This is a genomic window from Streptomyces sp. T39, assembly GCF_008042045.1.
Taxonomy (GTDB): Bacteria; Actinomycetota; Actinomycetes; order Streptomycetales; family Streptomycetaceae; genus Streptomyces.
Genome location: NZ_RDBP01000012.1, coordinates 558,410 through 574,161 on the forward strand (window position 1 = coordinate 558,410; position 15,752 = coordinate 574,161).

Genomic DNA, 15,752 nt, shown 5'->3' on the forward strand with positions numbered 1-15,752 from the left:
TGCACTTTGGCAACAGCGTTGCTTAAGTGGGCGCCATGACTGGTCCCGGCACCCCCCTCCGCGTCGGACTCGTGGGCTACGGCCTGGCGGGCTCCGTCTTCCACGCACCGCTGATCTCCACCACCGACGGTCTCGTCGTCGACACGGTGGTCACCTCGCGCGAGGAGCGCAGGGCCGAGGCGCGTGCCGCGCTCGGCGACGGCGTCCGGTTCGCCGCCTCGCCGGACGAGCTGTGGGAGCGGGCCGGCGAGCTCGACCTGATCGTCGTCGCCTCGCCCAACAAGACGCACGTCCCGATCGCCGGCGCCGCCCTCCGGGCCGGCCTCGCCGTCGTCGTGGACAAGCCGATCGCCGGCACCGCCGCCGAGGCGCGGCAGCTCGCGGCCCTCGCCGAGGAGCGGGGCCAGGTGCTCTCCGTCTTCCAGAACCGCCGCTGGGACAACGACTTCCTCACCCTGCGAGGGCTCCTCGCGGACGGCTCGCTCGGCGACGTCCAGCGCTTCGAATCCCGTTTCGAGCGCTGGCGCCCCCGGCCCAAGGGCGGCTGGCGCGAGTCGGGCGACCCGGCGGAGATCGGCGGGCTGCTCTACGACCTGGGCAGCCATGTCGTCGACCAGGCCCTGACACTGTTCGGCCCGGCCGTGCGGGTGTACGCGGAGTCCGATGTGCGCCGCCCCGGCGCCGAGGCGGACGACGACACCTTCATCGCCATCACCCACGAGGGCGGCGTCCGCTCCCACCTGTACGTCAGCGCGACGACGGCGCAGCTCGGCCCCCGTTTCCGGGTTCTCGGCTCGAAGGCCGGGTACGTGAAGTACGGACTCGACCCCCAGGAGGCCGACCTGCGCGACGGACGGCTGCCGGCCGCCGGTGCCCCGTGGGGTGTGGAGCCCCGGGAGCTGTGGGGCCGTCTCGGCTCCGGGGAGTCCCCCGTGACCGGCGGGGGCACCCCGGTCGAGACCGTGCCCGGCGACTACCCGGCGTACTACGCGGCGGTCGCGGCCGCCGTGCGCGGTGACGGCCCCGTGCCGGTGACCGCACTGGAGGCGGCAGCCGCCCTCGACGTCCTGGAAGCCGCCCGCCGCTCCGCGCGGGACGGCGTGACCGTGGAGATCAGCGCATGAGCGACAGCACCACCGGCCCCGGCACCACCGCGGGGCCCGACAGCACTTCCGGGGCGCACCTCTCGGTCGCGGAGATCGAGGACCAGGAGCGGCGCCTCACCCTGAGCCGTTTCTCGAACGGCGACGCCTGGAAGCTCGGCAGCCTGCTGGTCGAGATGGGCCATCTGCGCGAGGCGCCGGTCGCCATCGACATCCGCCGCGGACCGCAGCAGCTCTTCCACTGCGCCCTTCCCGGGTCGAGCGCGGACAACGACGCCTGGATCGACCGCAAGCGCCGGGTCGTCGAGCGGTACGGGGTGAGCTCGTACCTGGTCGGGGCCCGTCACCGGGCGAAGGGCACCACGTTCGAGGAGTCGTCGCGGCTCGACCCCGATGTGTACGCGGCGCACGGCGGGTCGTTCCCGCTCGCCGTCGAGGGCGTCGGCGTCATCGGCTCCGTCACGGTGTCCGGTCTGCCGCAGGCCGAGGACCACGCGATGGTGGTGGAGGCGCTGGAGCGTTTCGCCGCCCATCAGGACGGCGGCAGCGGGGTCGCGGGCCCGCCGTCCTGACCCCGCGGCGCCGACGGCCCCGCCCCACCCGGGGCGGGGCCGTCCGCTTCGGCCCCCGGCGGGCGGCCCGGTCAGGCGTCCTTGAGTTCCTGGCGCTGGCGGCCGAGCCCGTCGATCTCCAGCTCCACCACGTCGCCGGCGCGCAGGTACGGCTTGGGCTCGGGCTGTCCCATGGCCACGCCGGCCGGGGTGCCCGTGTTGACGACGTCGCCCGGGTACAGCGTCATGAAGCGGCTGAGGTACCGGACGACCTCGGCCACGGGGAAGATCTGGTCGGCCGTGCCGCCGTCCTGCTTGAGTTCGCCGTTCACCCACAGCCGCAGGCCGAGGGCCTGCGGGTCCGGCACCTCGTCGGCGGTCACCAGCCAGGGGCCGAGCGGGTTGAACGTCTCGCAGTTCTTGCCCTTGTCCCAGGTGCCGCCGCGCTCGATCTGGAACTCGCGCTCGGAGACGTCGTGGGAGACGGCGTACCCGGCCACGTAGGCCAGCGGGTCCTCGTCGTCGCCGACGTAACGGGCGGTGCGCCCGATGACCACCGCGAGCTCGACCTCCCAGTCGGTCTTGCGGCTGCCGCGCGGCACCAGCACCACGTCCTCCGGGCCCACCACCGTGTCCGCCGCCTTGAGGAAGACGACCGGCTCGGCCGGAGGCTCGGCGCCGGTCTCCGCCGCGTGGCCGTGGTAGTTCAGCCCGATGCACACGACCTTGCCCACGCGGGCCAGCGGCGGGCCGACGCGCAGCCCGGTGGCGTCCAGCACGGGCAGGTCGCCGGCGGCGGCCGCCGCCCGGATCCGGTCGAGGGCGGCGGCGTCCGCGAGCAGCGCCCCGTCGATGTCGGGGACGAGTCCGGACAGGTCACGCAGGGTGGCCCCGTCGCCGTCACCGTCGAGCAGTGCGGGGCGCTCGGCGCCCGGCGTACCGACACGCAGCAGTTTCATCGTTTGTCTCCCCTGGTCGCTGCCGACCCCGGACCGACAGGTGCGGCCGTCGGAGGATCGGAGGGTTGGTCGATCCTCCAAGTCATCCGACCACTCCGCAAGACCCTGTTCACAACCTGGACCTTTACGGGCCGGTAGCCTCCCGTCGCGCCTCCCCTCAGGTCGTCGCCGCGAGCGCCCCCGCCACCGGCATGTCCCGATAGAGGAAGACCCGCTCCACCGCGCTCCAGGTGGTGCTGGTGACCACGTACAGGGCGGCCGCCAGCGGGACCACGGCGACGGTGATCAGCGTCGCGAACGACATCAGCGGCATGACCTTCAGCATGGCGCCCATCCCCGGCACGGCCTCGCCCGTGGGCGCCGGAGCGGCCGCCATCTGCCGCCTGGTGCGCCGGAAGTTGAACGTGGCAACGGCCGCGACGAGCACGAACAGGCCCAGGTAGACGAGCCCCGCCCCGCCGAACACCCCGCCGTCCGCGAGCGCGTCCGCCCAGCGCCCGCCGAGCGGGGCGGCGAAGAGGTCGTGGTCCAGGAGCCCGTTGGGCTCGCCGCCGATGCTCGTGTTGGAGAACAGGTGGTAGAGCAGGAAGAACGCCGGCAGCTGGAGCAGCGACGGCAGGCAGCCGGAGAAGGGCGACACCTTCTCCTCCGCGTACAGCTCCATCGTCGCCTTCTGCAGGCGCTCCTGGTTCTTGCCGTGCTTGGTGCGCAGCTCCGCGAGCTGCGGCGCGAGCCGGGTGCGCGCCTTGGCGCCACGGGCCGCGGCGCGGGAGAGAGGGTGGACCGCGAGCCGCACCAGTGCGGTGAAGACGACGATGGCGGCGGCCGTGGCCGAGGCGGCGAACAGCGGCTGGAGCAGGTCGGCGAGCCGCTCGACCAGGGTGGCGAAAACGGACATGGGTGAGCCCTCCGGGGGTCTCGTCGTGCCGGGAACGAGGACGTCGATCGACGACGTGGCGGCATGACGGCCCGAGGGGGCGTGCGCGGTGGGTCGGTCGGGGGACCCCGGCTCGGGGCGAGCGGAGGGTCGGCCGGACTCCCGGCTCGGTGCCGGCGGGGGTCGGGAGGACCCCCGGCTCGGAACGAGCGGTTCCCTACGAGGCCGTCAGGAGGAGACGGCCGGGGGCTCGGGGGCGCCGGCGCCCGCGGGCGTCCGGATCGCGCTGCGGGAGGAAGGCGGTGCGCTTCTCACGGTCGCGCAGGGCCGTTCTGACCCGGGTCCGCGGAACGGCGGGAGCGCAGCGTGCGCTGATGACCGCGCAGACGACGAGCGCGGAACCGGCGGCTGCGGTCGCCGTGGCGGCGAGCGCGACGGCGGTGACAAGGCCGTCGCCGTCGATCAGGGCGAACTCGACGAGGAGGAAGAACAGCAGCCCGGTGAGCCGGGCGAGGCGGGGGGTGCCGCTGAACATCGCGTACGCCCTCCGTCCTGTGTCGTGCGCCCCGTGTCCGGGGCGGTGTACCGCGTCGTGATCGCTGAGCGCGGCGGGGTGCGGGTGCCGCGTCGTGGTCCGGGTGCGTGCCCGGAGTGCGCCGCGCAGCTGCCACGGCCCGGATGCGTCCCTCTGCCGTTATACACGAACGGCCCTGCGAAACGGTTGCCCTGTGCCTGCCCCCGCGGCATCCCCGACGGGAAAAACTTCCGCGCTCATGTCATCCGCCCCGGCCCCGTCCCGCGTTGTGAGGGGTGGAGAGGCGCCCTCCTCCATGTTCACTCCACTCCGCAGGGAGAACACACGTCCATGACACGGATGACGAGACACGTGGCAGCGGTGGCGGTCCTGGCCGCCCTGGCGGGGGCGCCGACCGTCGCGTACGCGACCGGTCCCGGACCGGTTTCACCGGCGACGGCACGCCCGGCGGCGGCCGAAGCCGCCGGGACCGCGCCGCACGCGACGCCCGCCCCCGCGGCGGACCGCCCGGCCACGGGGGTACGGACGGTCCGGCCGGGGCAACGGGTCGAGGCCGCGCCCGGCGTCGAACTGTGGCTCACCCGGGAGGGCAAGCACTGGGCGCTGCCCGGTGAACCGGCCCAGTTCCGCAGCGTCGTCGACGGCAACATCGACCCGAGCACACCCGGGGTCAGCCTCCAGGCCGAGCCCGTCGGCACCGGCGACGACGGCTTCTACCTGCTCTCCGGCCTCTGGTACGGCACCCGGGCCGCGGCCCGGGTCGAGGTGGTCACCGCCGAGGGCACCGTGAGCGCCTCGCTGGTGACCCTGCCCGGCCGCAAGGGCTGGGGCGCCTGGTACGCGAGCACCCCGCTGCCCGGCCCCGGCTCGGAGGACTTCCTGCGCGGTGTGACGCTCCACGATGCGGCGGGCGGCGAGCTGGCCCGCCTCGACCTGCACTGATCGCCCCGGGGGCCCGGCTCGTCCGCCGGGCCCCTTCCCCCATTCCGCGGCGTGCCGCCGGTCGGCCCATCCGCCCGCGCCCCTCCCGTCCCCACGCCGAAGGAACCGCGATCCGTGAAGCAGGACCGCCACGCAGAGTTCGCCGAGTACACGGCGGCGGCCTGGCCGCGGCTGGTGCGCACCGCCACCCTGCTCACCGGCGACTTCCACGAGGCCGAGGACCTGGTGCAGACGACACTGGCCAAGGTCTGGGCGCACTTCCACCGCATCCCGCGCGACGAGATCGACCTCTACGTCCGCAGGGCGCTGATCAACAACAACATCAGCCGCGCCCGCCGGCGCCGGGTCGTCCATTTACTGATGCCGTTCCTGCCGGAGTCCGCCCACCGCGTGCAGCCCGACCACACGGAGGCCACCGAGCGCCGCGCCGACGTGCTCAGGGCGCTCACCGCGCTGCCGGCCCGGCAGCGCGCGGTGGTGGTGCTGCGCTACTGGGAGGACCTGGGCGACCACGACGTCGCACGGGTCCTGAACTGCTCGGTGGGCACCGTCAAGACCCACACCCGGCGTGCCCTCCAGACCCTGCGGAACCAGCCACTCCTGGCCGACGGCCGCACGCCGCACGGCACTCGGACCGGGACGCCGAGCCCCGGATCACCGTCCGCACCCACCGGCCCGTCCTCCCCCGGAGACCTCTGATGACCTTCCCCAGCGGCGACGGCAGCGGCCTGCGCACCGTACTCGCCGAGGCCGCCCTCGACATCACCCCCTCCCCGCCGCCCCTCGAAGCGATCGCCCGCCGGGCCCGTGCCCGCCGGCACCGCAGGGCCGCGGCGCTCGCGGCGAGCGGTGCGGCCCTGCTGGTCGCCCCGTTCGTGCTCGCGACGGCCCAGCGCGCGGCGCCGCCCGACCGGGCCGCAGTGCCGCCCGCGGCCGTCAGCAGCCCGCCCTCCGTCTCCCCGACCCCGTCCCGGTCCGTCTCCCCCGTGCGGGTCGTGGAACCCGACGAGCGCGTCACGGCACCGGGCGGCGCCGAGCTGTGGCTGACCGAGCGGGGCAAGCACTGGGCGCTGCCCGGCGAACCGGCGCAGTTCCGCAGCGTCGTCGACGGCAACATCGACCGCCGCGATCCGGGCATCAGCGTGCAGCAGGAGGGCGCGTTCCTCTCGGGCCTCTTCTACGGCGCGGACGGCGTGGCCCTCGTCACTGTGACCACCGCCACCGGCCCCGTCACCGCCTCCCTGCTGACCCTCCCGGGCCGGCCGGGCTGGGGCGTCTGGTACGCCGGGGCCGCGACCGGCGACACCGTCGTCGACGAGGTGACCATGGCGGACGCGTCGGGCCGGACGCTGTTCTCCCTGCCCCTCCGCTGACCCCCGGGGCGTCCCGGACGCCCCGGGCCGCGCACCAACTCGCCGCCGCCGGCCCGGCGCTGGACACCTCACCCGATCCGGGGCTCCCCGACCCACCCCCGTACAGCAGTACGGTGTGCAGCATGCGCCCCGACACGCCTGCTGACCACACCGCCGAAGCCGAGCGCCTGCTGCGCACCGCAGCGCAGTACCCGGAGGACGACGAACAGCTGCTGCTCCAGGCCGCGGCCCATCTGGAGCTCGCCGGCGACCGCGAGCGCGCCTCCGGCCTCTACGACCGTCTGCTCGCCGACGAGCCCGACCATCCCCAGCTCGTCAAGGCCCTCCAGGCCGCCAACCTCTGGGAGTACGGCCACGAGGCCGAGGCACGCGCCCTCATCGCGGGCGTCCGGATCGCCGCCCCGTCCGAGGCGGCCCCGTGGGAGATCATCGCGGAGACGCTGGAGTCCCACGACGAGCTGGAGGCGTCGCACGAGTGCTTCTCCGAAGCACTGGCGCTGCTGCTCCCCGAGGACGACGAGGTCCCGTACGCAGCACGGTCGCTCCTCGCCGGGCGCCACCGGGTGCGCCGGATGCTGGGCCTGCCGCACGACGACCACGACGCCCTGGCGGACCGGGTCCACTCCACCCACACCCCGGACTTCAGCCTCGACGAACTCCACGACCCCAAGCGCCTGTGGGCCCTCGGCTCGGACAACCCGGCCGAGCTGAAGGCGGAGATCGCGCGCCTGCGCTCGGAACTCGGCTCCTACCGCTCGGCGCTCTCCCGCCCGTTCCCGGTGGCGGTCCTGCACTGGCCGGCCGGGGAACTCGCCGAGCTCCTGGCGGCGTACCCGGACCTCGCTGCCGAGTACCCCTCGCACGAGGCGCACCTCGCCGGCATCGAGTCCTCCCTCCGCGACCTCGCGGCCACCGGCACGGAGAACCTCGGCATCGTCACCGCGACCGTCCCCTCCTACGAGGCCTTCGCCGCCTCCGAGGCCTCCTCCCCCACCAACACGGTCGCGAGCTGGGACGCGGAGCACACCTCCCGCAAGATCGAGGCCCACATCGGGCGGGACCTCCAGTTCATCCGCATCAACGGCACGGTCGTGGGCGCACTGGCCGGCCTCGCGATCTACACCGTCGCCCACGCCCTGAGCGGCTGACGCCGCCTTCGGGGGCCCGCCCCGGGCACCGGCCGCCCGGCGCGGGCCCCCGAAGGCGGCGTCAGCCGCTCAGGGCGTGGGCGACGGTGTAGATCGCGAGGCCGGCCAGTGCGCCCACGACCGTGCCGTTGATGCGGATGAACTGGAGGTCCCGCCCGATGTGGGCCTCGATCTTGCGGGAGGTGTGCTCCGCGTCCCAGCTCGCGACCGTGTCCGAGATGAGCGAGGTGATCTCGGCGCGGTACGTCGTCACCACGTACACCGCCGCGTCCTCCACCCAGCCGTCCACCTTGGACTGCAGCCGGGTGTCCGTCGCCAGCTTCGCGCCGAGGGACAGCAGGGACGCCCGGGCGCGCAGGCGCAGCTCGCTGCGGTCGTCCTCCGCGGCGGAGAGGATCATGCCGCGGACGGACGCCCAGGCGGAGGCGATGACGTCCTGGACCTCCGAGCGCGACAGCAGCTCGGACTTCAGACGCTCGACGCGCTCCCGCGTCTCGGTGTCCGACTGGAGATCCCCGGCGAAGTCCCCGAGGAACCTGTCGATCGCGGCCCGCGCGGGATGCCCGGGCATGTCGCGCATCTCGGTGACGAAGCGCAGCAGTTCGCGGTAGACGCGCTCGCCGACCTTCCGGTCGACGAAACGCGGCGTCCAGCCGGGCGCGCCGCCCTCGACGGCGTCCATGACCGAGTCGGCGTGCAGGACGAGCCAGTCGTGGGCGCGGGCGCAGATCAGGTCGACGGCGCGGTGGTGGGCTCCGTCGGCGACGACCTTCTGGAGTGTCTTGCCGACGCCGGGGGCGATCTCCGCGGCCTCGGCCCGGCGGGTGATGGCCTCGCCGACGACCGCCTGCACGTCGGAGTCGCGCAGCACGGTCAGCGCGCCCCGCAGGGCGGTCGCCAGCTCGGCGGTGACCCGGTCGGCGTGCGCGGGCTCGGCGAGCCAGGCGCCGAGCCGCCGGCCGATGCCGACGCCGCGCAGGCGGGCGCGGACGACGTCCTCGGAGAGGAAGTTCTCGCCGACGAACGAGCCGAGCGAGGCGCCGAGCTGGTCCTTCTTGTGCGGGATGATCGCGGTGTGCGGGATGGGGATCCCGAGCGGGTGGCGGAAGAGCGCGGTCACCGCGAACCAGTCGGCCAGCGCGCCGACCATGCCCGCCTCGGCCGCCGCCGCGACGTATCCGGCCCAGGCGCCCGCGCCCGTGTTCTCCGCCCAGGTGGCGAGGGCGAAGACCAGGGCGACGAAGAGCAGCAGGCCGGTGGCCGTGATCTTCATCCGCCGTACGCCGCGCTGCTTCTCCGCGTCCGCCTCGGTGTAGGCGAAACCGGGCAGCCCGGTGCCGCTCCGGCCGCCGGCGGCCGCGTCCCCGTCCGCGAGGGCCGAGCCGCGCGCACCGCTGCGCCGCGCGCCCACCGGCCCGGCGCCAGGTTCCCCGGCCCCTCCCCGGCCCGGCCCGGCCCCGGCGGGGGCGTCCGGCGAACCCTCGTCCAGCGAGCCCGCATCGGGCGGACCCGCGTCCGGCGGACCCGCGTCCCGCGCCTCGCCCGCGGAGCCACCCGGCCCGGTGCCCCCGGCCCCTGCCGGTGCCCTGCCGGGGCCCGCTCCCGGCGCCGCCCGGGGCGCCTCGCCCGGGGGCGGCGCACCCCCGTCGCGGGCACGGTCCACGTGGCCAGGCTCATCCGGTTCTCTGCGTTCCATCCGCTCCACCCGTCCGCGCGTACGTCCCGTACGCATTGTCCCTGCCTCGACTACTCCCGGGCGGCACGTCGAGTTCCCGAGGCGTGCCGGATGATGTGTGCATGAACAAGCGTCAGGGGTATGCGAGCCTCGCTGCCCTCATGGCCGTCGTGGCCCTCATCTGCGGCGGCATCTATCTCGGCATCGACACGGTCAGGAACGGCCCCGCCGTGCGGACGCCGCCGTCCGCGACCCCCGTCTGGCTCGCCACGTGGGCGGCCGCGCCGGTCACCGCCCTCCCCGCGGACGCCGGTGCCGCCACGGGCACGGCCGGCGGCCGCGACGGGCGCTCCGTGCGCAATGTCGTCCACACCAGCATCGGCGGCACCGCCGCACGCGTCACGCTCTCCAACCTCTACGGCACCGTGCCGCTGCGGGTGGACGCCGCGTCGCTCGCCGTGGCGGCGGGCGGGACGGGCGGCGCGGGAGCCGCCGCGGTCCCCGGCTCGGTCCGCCCGGTGCTCTTCGGCGGGGCACGCGGCGCGACCGTCGCCCCCGGCGGTGAGATCGTCAGCGACCCGGTGGCCCTGCGCATCCCGTACGACGGGGATCTGCTGGTCAGCGTCCATGTGCCGGGGCCGGGCGGCCCGGTCACCACGCACACCCACGCGCGCCGGACCTCCTACGTCGCCGCCGGCGACCGCACCCGGGACGAGAGCGGCGACGGCTACACCGAGCGGATCCGGTCCTGGCACCACGTCACCGCCGTCGACGTGCTGACCTCCCAGGCGCGCGGCGCGGTCGTGGCGGTCGGCGACTCGATCACCGACGGGGTCACCTCCACGCCCGACACGGACCGCCGCTGGCCGGACGTCCTCGCGGACCGCCTCGGCGGCCGCCACGGCGTGGTCAACGCGGGCATCAGCGGCAACCGGCTGCTCCTCGACGGCCGCGGCGAGAGCACCCTCGGCCGCCTCGACCGCGATGTGCTCGCCCGCTCGGGGGCCAGGTCGGTGATCGTCGCCATCGGCATCAACGACCTGCTGCGTTCCCCGTACGCCGGGACGGGCGAACAGGTCGTCGCCGGCCTGCGGGAGCTGACCGGCCGGGCCCGCGCCCAGGGCCTGCGCGTGACCGGCGCGACGATCCTGCCGTGCGCGGGCCACCCGCGCTGCTCGGCCGCGGTGGAGGCCGAGCGGGCCGTGGTCAACGGGGCCGTGCGCTCGGGCACCGTCTTCGACGCCGTCGTCGACTTCGACCGCGCTCTGCGCGACCCGTACGCGCCGCGCCGCCTGCTGCCCGCCTACGACTCGGGGGACCATCTGCACCCGAGCGACGCGGGTTACGCGCGGATGGGCGCGGTGGTGGACCCGGCGACGCTCTGAGCGGGCTCCCCCGGGGGCGAGCGGGCCACGACGGGGGGCGGCTCGGCGGCCGCCTCCCCCGTCGCGGCCCCCGTCTCAGCCCAGTTCCTTGCGGTCCTGCTTGCGCTCCAGCTTGCGTTCCTGCTTCTCCAGCCGGGCCTGTTCGGCCCGTTCGGCGCGCTCCGCCTTCAGCCGCTGCTTCTCCGCCCTGGTCCGCTTGCGTTCCACACCGACGCCGCCCATCACGGCGAGGCCGCGGACGACGACGCGCGGGGCGTCCGGGTCGGGCTCCACATCGGTGACGCCCTGCTCGCCGAACCCGCCCATCAGGCCGACGCCGGTGACCTGGAGGTGGACGTCGGGGGGCACGATGACATGCACGCCCCCCATCACGACGAAGCAGGTGATCACGGTCTCGCGGTCCTCGAACCGTGCCTCGCGCAGGTCGAGTTCGCCGCCCGCCATCACCGTCACCGCGGTGAAGGAACGGCCGATCGTCCAGGTGCCCTTGCGGCCGAAGCCGCCCCAGAAGGCGAAGGCACCTTTGGAGGTCGCCGGGAGACCGATCCGCTCGCGCCAGCGCGTCCGCACGGGGGCGCCCGCCGGGTCGGCCACCAGGACCGGATCCGTGACGGCGGTGCCGGGGGCGGGCAAGTCCTTCACCAGAGGCGCCAGTTCGCCGTACGTACGCGCGCGGTAGGCGGCGTCGAGACGCTGCTCGAACTCCTCCATGTCCAGGCGCCCCTCGGCGACCGCGTCACGCAGCCGCTCGGCCACGCGCTCCCGTTCCGCATCGGAGGCACGCATCTCGGGGAGTTCGCTCGTCATACGACCAGCCTAGCCAGCCGGACGGTCCGCGTACATCTTGGCGATCACCGCCTCGATGTCCGGCTCCCGCACCGAGAGGTCCACCAGCGGCCATCGTGCGGCCAGTTCGGCGACCAGCGGGGCGGCCGAGGCGGACGCGGGGAAGGCCAGCCACTGGCGCGGGCCCTCGACCCGCACCGTGCGCGCCCCGTCCAGCGCGATCGGCGGGAACTCCCGCTCCAGGTCGACGACGAGGGTGCGTTCGCTCTCCCCGACCTCGTGCAGTCCGGCGAGCGCGCCGTCGTACATCAGACGGCCGTGGTCGATGACCATCACCCGCCGGCACAGCTGCTCGATGTCGGTCAGGTCGTGGGTGGTCAGCAGGACGGTGGTGCCGCGCTCTGCGTTCAGGTCGCGCAGGAAGTCGCGGACCTTCGCCTTGGAGACCACGTCCAGGCCGATGGTCGGCTCGTCCAGGTAGAGCACCTCGGGGTCGTGCAGCAGGGCCGCCGCGATGTCGCCGCGCATCCGCTGCCCCAGCGACAGCTGACGCACCGGCACGTCCATCAGCTCGCCGAGGTCGAGCAGTTCGGTGCACCGGTCGAGGTTGTCCCGGAACACCGCGTCCGGCACCCGGTACATGCGGTGCATCAGACGGTAGGAGTCGCGCAGCGGCAGGTCCCACCACAGGGTGGTGCGCTGGCCGAAGACGACGCCGATGCGCCGGGCGAGGCGGGTGCGCTCACGGGACGGGTCGATGCCCGCGACCCGCAGGCTGCCGCCGCTGGGCGTGAGGATGCCGGTGAGCATCTTGATCGTGGTCGACTTCCCCGCGCCGTTGGGGCCGATGTAGCCCACCATCTCGCCGCGCGCCACGGTGAAGCTGATCCCGTCGACCGCCCGCACCCGGTGGCGTTCGCGCCGCAGGCGGCCCGTCCTGCGGCGCACGTCGAAGACCTTCTCGACGCCGTCGAGCGCGATGAATCCCGCGTCCCCGGCGCCGGGCCCCGCGGCCGGCGCGCCGCGGGCCGGGCGCGTCCGCGCGGTGCCGTCGTGGGTGTCCGCGGCCGGCAGGCCGTCCCTGGTGTCCATTCCCGTCCCCAGTCCTCAGTTTCCGGTGCTGCGGTACGCGCGGAGCCCCGTCCGCCATGCCAGTCCGGCGAGCCCCAGGCAGGCGGCGGCGACGACGGGCGGCAGGAGGGCGAGCCAGTCGGGCAGCCCCAGCGGGTTCTCCCGGCCGAGGACGTACAGCGAGGGCACCCAGTTCACGAAGGCGAGCGGCACGACGAACGTCACCCCGCGCACCAGGTCCTTGGCGAAGATCGACGGCGGGTACTGGAGCAGGGTGTTCCCGCCGTACGTGAAGGCGCTCTGCACCTCGGCGGCGTCCAGCGCGAAGAACTGGAACGCGGCGCCCGCGACGAAGACCGACGCGAAGATCGCCCCGCCGCACAGCAGCATCACGGGCACCGCCGCCGCCCTGCCCGGTGTCCAGTCGACGTCCAGGGTCACCAGGGCGTAGCCGAGCACCAGCAGCCCCTGGGTGACGCGGCCCAGGCGGCGCAGCGCGAACCGGTCGGCGGCCACCTGCGCGAGCACCGGCACGGGCCGCACCAGCAGGGTGTCGAGGGTGCCGTCGCGCACCCGGCGCCCCAGCCGGTCCATGGAGCCCAGCACCAGGTCGGCCAGGCCGAAGGCGGTGCTCGTCGTGCCGTAGAGGAACGCGATCTCGGGCAGCGACCAGCCGCCGAGCGCGTCCACATGGGAGAACATCAGCAGGATCGCGACGAAGTCGAAGCCGGTGGCCACGAAGTTCCCGAACGCCGTCATCGCGAACGACGCCCGGTAGGTCATCGTGGAACGGATCCACATCGCCACGATCAGCCCGTACGCCCGCACCGCCTCAGCCACCCTGGACCACCACCCGCCGGGTCGCGACCGCCTGGAGCAGCCGGCCCGCCGCGAGCAGGGCGGCGGCCCAGCCTGCCTGGAACGCGAACGCCCCCGCCAGCTCCCCGCCCGTGCAGGTGCCGAGGAAGACGTCCGCCGGGATCTGGAGCAGCGACGACCAGGGCAGCGCCCGGGCCACGTCGCCGAGCAGACCGGGGAAGAGGTTCAGCGGCAGCAGCATGCCGGAGAAGAACAACGCGCACAGCCAGGCCATCTGGATGACCCCGGCGCCGTCCATCAGCCAGAACGCGGACAGCGCGACCAGGAAGCGGACCGCGAAGCTCACCACCACGCCGAGCGCCACCGACACCAGGAAGGCGAGCCAGGTCAGCGGCGAGGCGGGCATCGCCAGGTCGAAGGCGAGCGCCCCGACCGCCATCGGCACGATCCCGCGCCCCAGCAGATGGAAGGCGGCACGTCCCAGATCGCCTGCCAGCCACCACAGCTGCAGGTCGGCCGGGCGGTACAGGTCGACGGCGACGTCCCCGGTGCGGATGCGTTCGACCAGCTCGTCCTCGAAGCCGCCGCCCATCATGGCGCAGGTCATCAGCAGCGCCTGACCGAGCCACACATAGGTCAGCGCCTGGGAGAGGTCGTACCCGCCGAGCTGCGGACGCTCGTCCCACAGCGCGATATAGGTGTACGCCATGATGAAGCCGAAGACGGTGTTGGTGAACACGCCCGCCGCGGTCGCCACCCGATACGTCGCATGGCGGCGGAACCCACCCGCCGCGACGATCGCATAGAGCCGCACCACGCTCCCCGCCCCCTCGCCTCGTACGCCCGCCCGGCACCAAAGCGCACGACCCTAGCCGAGCCCGACGCCGCCCCGCGAGCGGATTTCCGGCCGCTCCGTGCCCGGATCCGGGGGATATCACCCCTAAAAGGGCACTATGGGGGAATGAGTGACGAGCCGCAGCAGCAGAGCTGGACCCCCCGGGACGCGACCGTGCCCGGTCCGGCCGAGCCCGCGCCCGCCGGGAAGAAGTCAGCCAGGACCCGCCCCCGGCGCACCGGCTGGCGGCGCGTCATCCCCACCTGGCGGATCGTCCTCGGCACCACCCTGGCCGTCGCCGTGCTGCTCATCGGCGGCTTCCTGGCCGGCTATCTGCTCGTCGACATCCCCGCGGCCAACGCCTCCGCGACCGCGCAGACCAACGTCTACCTCTACCGCGACGGCACCCCCATCGCCCGCGACGGAGAGATCAACCGCGAGAACGTCCCCCTCGACCAGGTGCCCCTGACGGTCCAGCGGGCCGTACTCGCCGCCGAGGACCGCGACTTCTGGACCCAGCCCGCCATCGACCCGCCGGCCATGGTCCGCGGCGCCTGGAACACCGTCACCGGCAAGGGCAGGCAGTCCGGCTCCACGATCACCCAGCAGTACGTGAAGAACTACTACCTCGTCCAGGAACAGACCGTCACCCGCAAGGTCAAGGAGTTCTTCATCGCCGTGAAGCTCGGCCGCGAGCAGAGCAAGAGCGACATCCTCCAGGGCTACCTCAACACCAGCTACTTCGGCCGCAACGCCTACGGCATCCAGGCGGCCGCCCAGGCCTACTACGGCAAGGACGTCGAAGACCTCGGCACCGCCGAGGGCGCCTACCTCGCCTCCCTGCTCAAGGCCCCCAGCGCCTACGACGTCGCCGCCCACCCCCGCAACCGGGCCGCCGCCCTCGCCCGCTGGAACTACGTCCTCGACGGCATGGTCAAGGAGAAGTGGCTCACCCCCGCCGCCCGCGACGCCATGCGCTTCCCCGCACCCCAGCCCGCCCAGGCCTCCACCGGCCTCTCCGGCCAGCGCGGATACATCGTGCAGGCCGTCCGCGACCACCTGGAGGCGACCGGCACCCTCGACGAGAAGACCCTCGCCACCGGCGGCCACCGCATCACCACCACGCTCGACCGCGCCAAGCAGGACGCGTTCACCGAGGCCGTCGACGAAGAGGTCACCTCCCGGCTCGACGAGGACAACGACGCCGACCGCAACGTCCGCGTCGGCGGCGCCTCCATCGACCCCGCCACCGGAAAGGTCGTCGCCATGTACGGCGGCATCGACTACACCCGGCAGTTCGTCAACAACGCCACCCGCCGCGACTACCAGGTCGGCTCCAGCTTCAAGCCGTTCGTCTTCGCCGCCGCCGTCGAACACGGCTCCACCACCCAGGGCGGCCGCCCCATCACCCCCAACACCGTCTACGACGGCACCAGCGCCCGCCCCGTCGAGGGCTGGACCGGCGCCGAGTACGCCCCCGACAACGAGGACGACGTCTCCTACGGCCCCGTCAGCATCAGCCGCGCCACCGACGAGTCCGTCAACGCCGTGTACGCGCAGATGGCCGTCGACGTCGGCCCCGAGAAGGTGCGCCGCACCGCGATCGCCYTCGGCCTGGCCGACCTGGTGCTGGGCTCCATGGACCGGCTGGGGCGCCGGGTGCGCGACGGCACCCTCGACACCCTGCTGGTGC

General features: G+C 74.1%; 15 protein-coding genes and 1 pseudogene. 8 read left to right on the plus strand and 8 right to left on the minus strand.

Annotation, left to right across the window (positions count from 1 at the left end):
• Nucleotides 1-35 precede the first annotated feature (35 nt).
• Complete coding sequence (locus EAO77_RS03365) at nt 36-1,124, plus strand: Gfo/Idh/MocA family oxidoreductase (RefSeq protein WP_147986634.1); 1,089 nt, start codon at nt 36-38, stop codon at nt 1,122-1,124.
• Nucleotides 1,121-1,675: a heme-degrading domain-containing protein gene (locus EAO77_RS03370; RefSeq protein WP_147986635.1), complete on the plus strand. Its 555-nt coding sequence runs from the start codon at nt 1,121-1,123 to the stop codon at nt 1,673-1,675. The genes EAO77_RS03365 and EAO77_RS03370 overlap by 4 nt, the downstream gene beginning before the upstream one ends.
• Nucleotides 1,676-1,746: 71 nt before the next feature.
• Here EAO77_RS03370 and EAO77_RS03375 read toward each other — a convergent pair whose 3' ends face one another.
• The 3 genes from EAO77_RS03375 to EAO77_RS03385 form a co-directional block, all read right to left on the minus strand.
• Nucleotides 1,747-2,613: a fumarylacetoacetate hydrolase family protein gene (locus tag EAO77_RS03375; RefSeq protein WP_147986636.1), complete on the minus strand. Its 867-nt coding sequence runs from the start codon at nt 2,611-2,613 to the stop codon at nt 1,747-1,749.
• A gap of 157 nt (nt 2,614-2,770) precedes the next feature.
• A complete protein-coding gene (locus EAO77_RS03380; RefSeq protein WP_147986637.1) occupies nt 2,771-3,511 on the minus strand; it encodes a YidC/Oxa1 family membrane protein insertase in 741 nt (246 codons plus the stop codon).
• A 196-nt stretch (nt 3,512-3,707) separates the two neighbouring features.
• The gene (locus EAO77_RS03385) at nt 3,708-4,025 is read right to left on the minus strand and encodes a DUF6412 domain-containing protein (protein WP_147986638.1); all 318 of its coding nucleotides are present in this window, start codon (nt 4,023-4,025) and stop codon (nt 3,708-3,710) included.
• Between the two features lie 339 nt (nt 4,026-4,364).
• Between EAO77_RS03385 and EAO77_RS03390 the strand changes: the two genes are divergently transcribed.
• The 4 genes from EAO77_RS03390 (at nt 4,365) to EAO77_RS03405 (ending at nt 7,488) form a co-directional block, all read left to right on the plus strand.
• The gene (locus tag EAO77_RS03390; RefSeq protein ID WP_147986639.1) at nt 4,365-4,967 is read left to right on the plus strand and encodes a hypothetical protein; all 603 of its coding nucleotides are present in this window, start codon (nt 4,365-4,367) and stop codon (nt 4,965-4,967) included.
• Nucleotides 4,968-5,081: 114 nt separating this feature from the next.
• Complete coding sequence (locus EAO77_RS03395) at nt 5,082-5,666, plus strand: SigE family RNA polymerase sigma factor (RefSeq protein WP_147986640.1); 585 nt, start codon at nt 5,082-5,084, stop codon at nt 5,664-5,666.
• Nucleotides 5,666-6,340 carry a hypothetical protein gene (locus EAO77_RS03400; RefSeq protein ID WP_147986641.1) on the plus strand — a complete coding sequence of 225 codons (675 nt, stop codon included), beginning with the start codon at nt 5,666-5,668 and terminating at the stop codon, nt 6,338-6,340. The genes EAO77_RS03395 and EAO77_RS03400 overlap by 1 nt, the downstream gene beginning before the upstream one ends.
• A gap of 122 nt (nt 6,341-6,462) precedes the next feature.
• On the plus strand, nt 6,463-7,488 hold the full coding sequence (locus EAO77_RS03405) for a DUF445 family protein (RefSeq protein WP_147986642.1): 1,026 nt from the start codon (nt 6,463-6,465) through the stop codon (nt 7,486-7,488).
• Nucleotides 7,489-7,549: 61 nt separating this feature from the next.
• Here the strand turns inward: EAO77_RS03405 and EAO77_RS03410 are convergent, their stop codons facing one another.
• On the minus strand, nt 7,550-9,184 hold the full coding sequence (locus EAO77_RS03410; RefSeq protein ID WP_410088217.1) for a DUF445 domain-containing protein: 1,635 nt from the start codon (nt 9,182-9,184) through the stop codon (nt 7,550-7,552).
• Nucleotides 9,185-9,285: 101 nt separating this feature from the next.
• Here EAO77_RS03410 and EAO77_RS03415 point away from each other — a divergent pair, with 101 nt between their 5' ends.
• The gene (locus EAO77_RS03415) at nt 9,286-10,548 is read left to right on the plus strand and encodes an SGNH/GDSL hydrolase family protein (protein WP_147986643.1); all 1,263 of its coding nucleotides are present in this window, start codon (nt 9,286-9,288) and stop codon (nt 10,546-10,548) included.
• A gap of 75 nt (nt 10,549-10,623) precedes the next feature.
• Here EAO77_RS03415 and EAO77_RS03420 read toward each other — a convergent pair whose 3' ends face one another.
• From EAO77_RS03420 to EAO77_RS03435, 4 genes are read right to left on the minus strand one after another with little or no spacing between them, the layout of a single operon-like run.
• Complete coding sequence (locus EAO77_RS03420) at nt 10,624-11,355, minus strand: DUF1707 domain-containing protein (protein ID WP_147986644.1); 732 nt, start codon at nt 11,353-11,355, stop codon at nt 10,624-10,626.
• 9 nt (nt 11,356-11,364) lie between these two features.
• On the minus strand, nt 11,365-12,426 hold the full coding sequence (locus EAO77_RS03425) for an ATP-binding cassette domain-containing protein (RefSeq protein WP_261993782.1): 1,062 nt from the start codon (nt 12,424-12,426) through the stop codon (nt 11,365-11,367).
• A 15-nt stretch (nt 12,427-12,441) separates the two neighbouring features.
• A complete protein-coding gene (locus EAO77_RS03430; RefSeq protein ID WP_147988920.1) occupies nt 12,442-13,206 on the minus strand; it encodes an ABC transporter permease in 765 nt (254 codons plus the stop codon).
• A gap of 31 nt (nt 13,207-13,237) precedes the next feature.
• Nucleotides 13,238-14,038 (minus strand): ABC transporter permease, encoded by an 801-nt coding sequence (locus tag EAO77_RS03435; RefSeq protein ID WP_147988919.1) that lies wholly within the window; start codon nt 14,036-14,038, stop codon nt 13,238-13,240.
• Between the two features lie 147 nt (nt 14,039-14,185).
• Here EAO77_RS03435 and EAO77_RS03440 point away from each other — a divergent pair.
• Nucleotides 14,186-15,752: pseudogene (locus tag EAO77_RS03440) on the plus strand (transglycosylase domain-containing protein); the annotation flags it as partial.

Bases quoted from the DNA above. Each gene is read 5' to 3' on its own strand.
- EAO77_RS03365 (WP_147986634.1), top strand. From the start codon at position 36: ATGACTGGTCCCGGCACCCCCCTCCGCGTCGGACTCGTGGGCTACGGC.
- EAO77_RS03370 (WP_147986635.1), top strand. From the start codon at position 1,121: ATGAGCGACAGCACCACCGGCCCCGGCACCACCGCGGGGCCCGACAGC.
- EAO77_RS03375 (WP_147986636.1), bottom strand. From the start codon at position 2,613: ATGAAACTGCTGCGTGTCGGTACGCCGGGCGCCGAGCGCCCCGCACTG.
- EAO77_RS03380 (WP_147986637.1), bottom strand. From the start codon at position 3,511: ATGTCCGTTTTCGCCACCCTGGTCGAGCGGCTCGCCGACCTGCTCCAG.
- EAO77_RS03385 (WP_147986638.1), bottom strand. From the start codon at position 4,025: ATGTTCAGCGGCACCCCCCGCCTCGCCCGGCTCACCGGGCTGCTGTTC.
- EAO77_RS03390 (WP_147986639.1), top strand. From the start codon at position 4,365: ATGACGAGACACGTGGCAGCGGTGGCGGTCCTGGCCGCCCTGGCGGGG.
- EAO77_RS03400 (WP_147986641.1), top strand. From the start codon at position 5,666: ATGACCTTCCCCAGCGGCGACGGCAGCGGCCTGCGCACCGTACTCGCC.
- EAO77_RS03405 (WP_147986642.1), top strand. From the start codon at position 6,463: ATGCGCCCCGACACGCCTGCTGACCACACCGCCGAAGCCGAGCGCCTG.
- EAO77_RS03410 (WP_410088217.1), bottom strand. From the start codon at position 9,184: ATGGAACGCAGAGAACCGGATGAGCCTGGCCACGTGGACCGTGCCCGC.
- EAO77_RS03415 (WP_147986643.1), top strand. From the start codon at position 9,286: ATGAACAAGCGTCAGGGGTATGCGAGCCTCGCTGCCCTCATGGCCGTC.
- EAO77_RS03420 (WP_147986644.1), bottom strand. From the start codon at position 11,355: ATGACGAGCGAACTCCCCGAGATGCGTGCCTCCGATGCGGAACGGGAG.
- EAO77_RS03425 (WP_261993782.1), bottom strand. From the start codon at position 12,426: ATGGACACCAGGGACGGCCTGCCGGCCGCGGACACCCACGACGGCACC.
- EAO77_RS03430 (WP_147988920.1), bottom strand. From the start codon at position 13,206: ATGTGGATCCGTTCCACGATGACCTACCGGGCGTCGTTCGCGATGACG.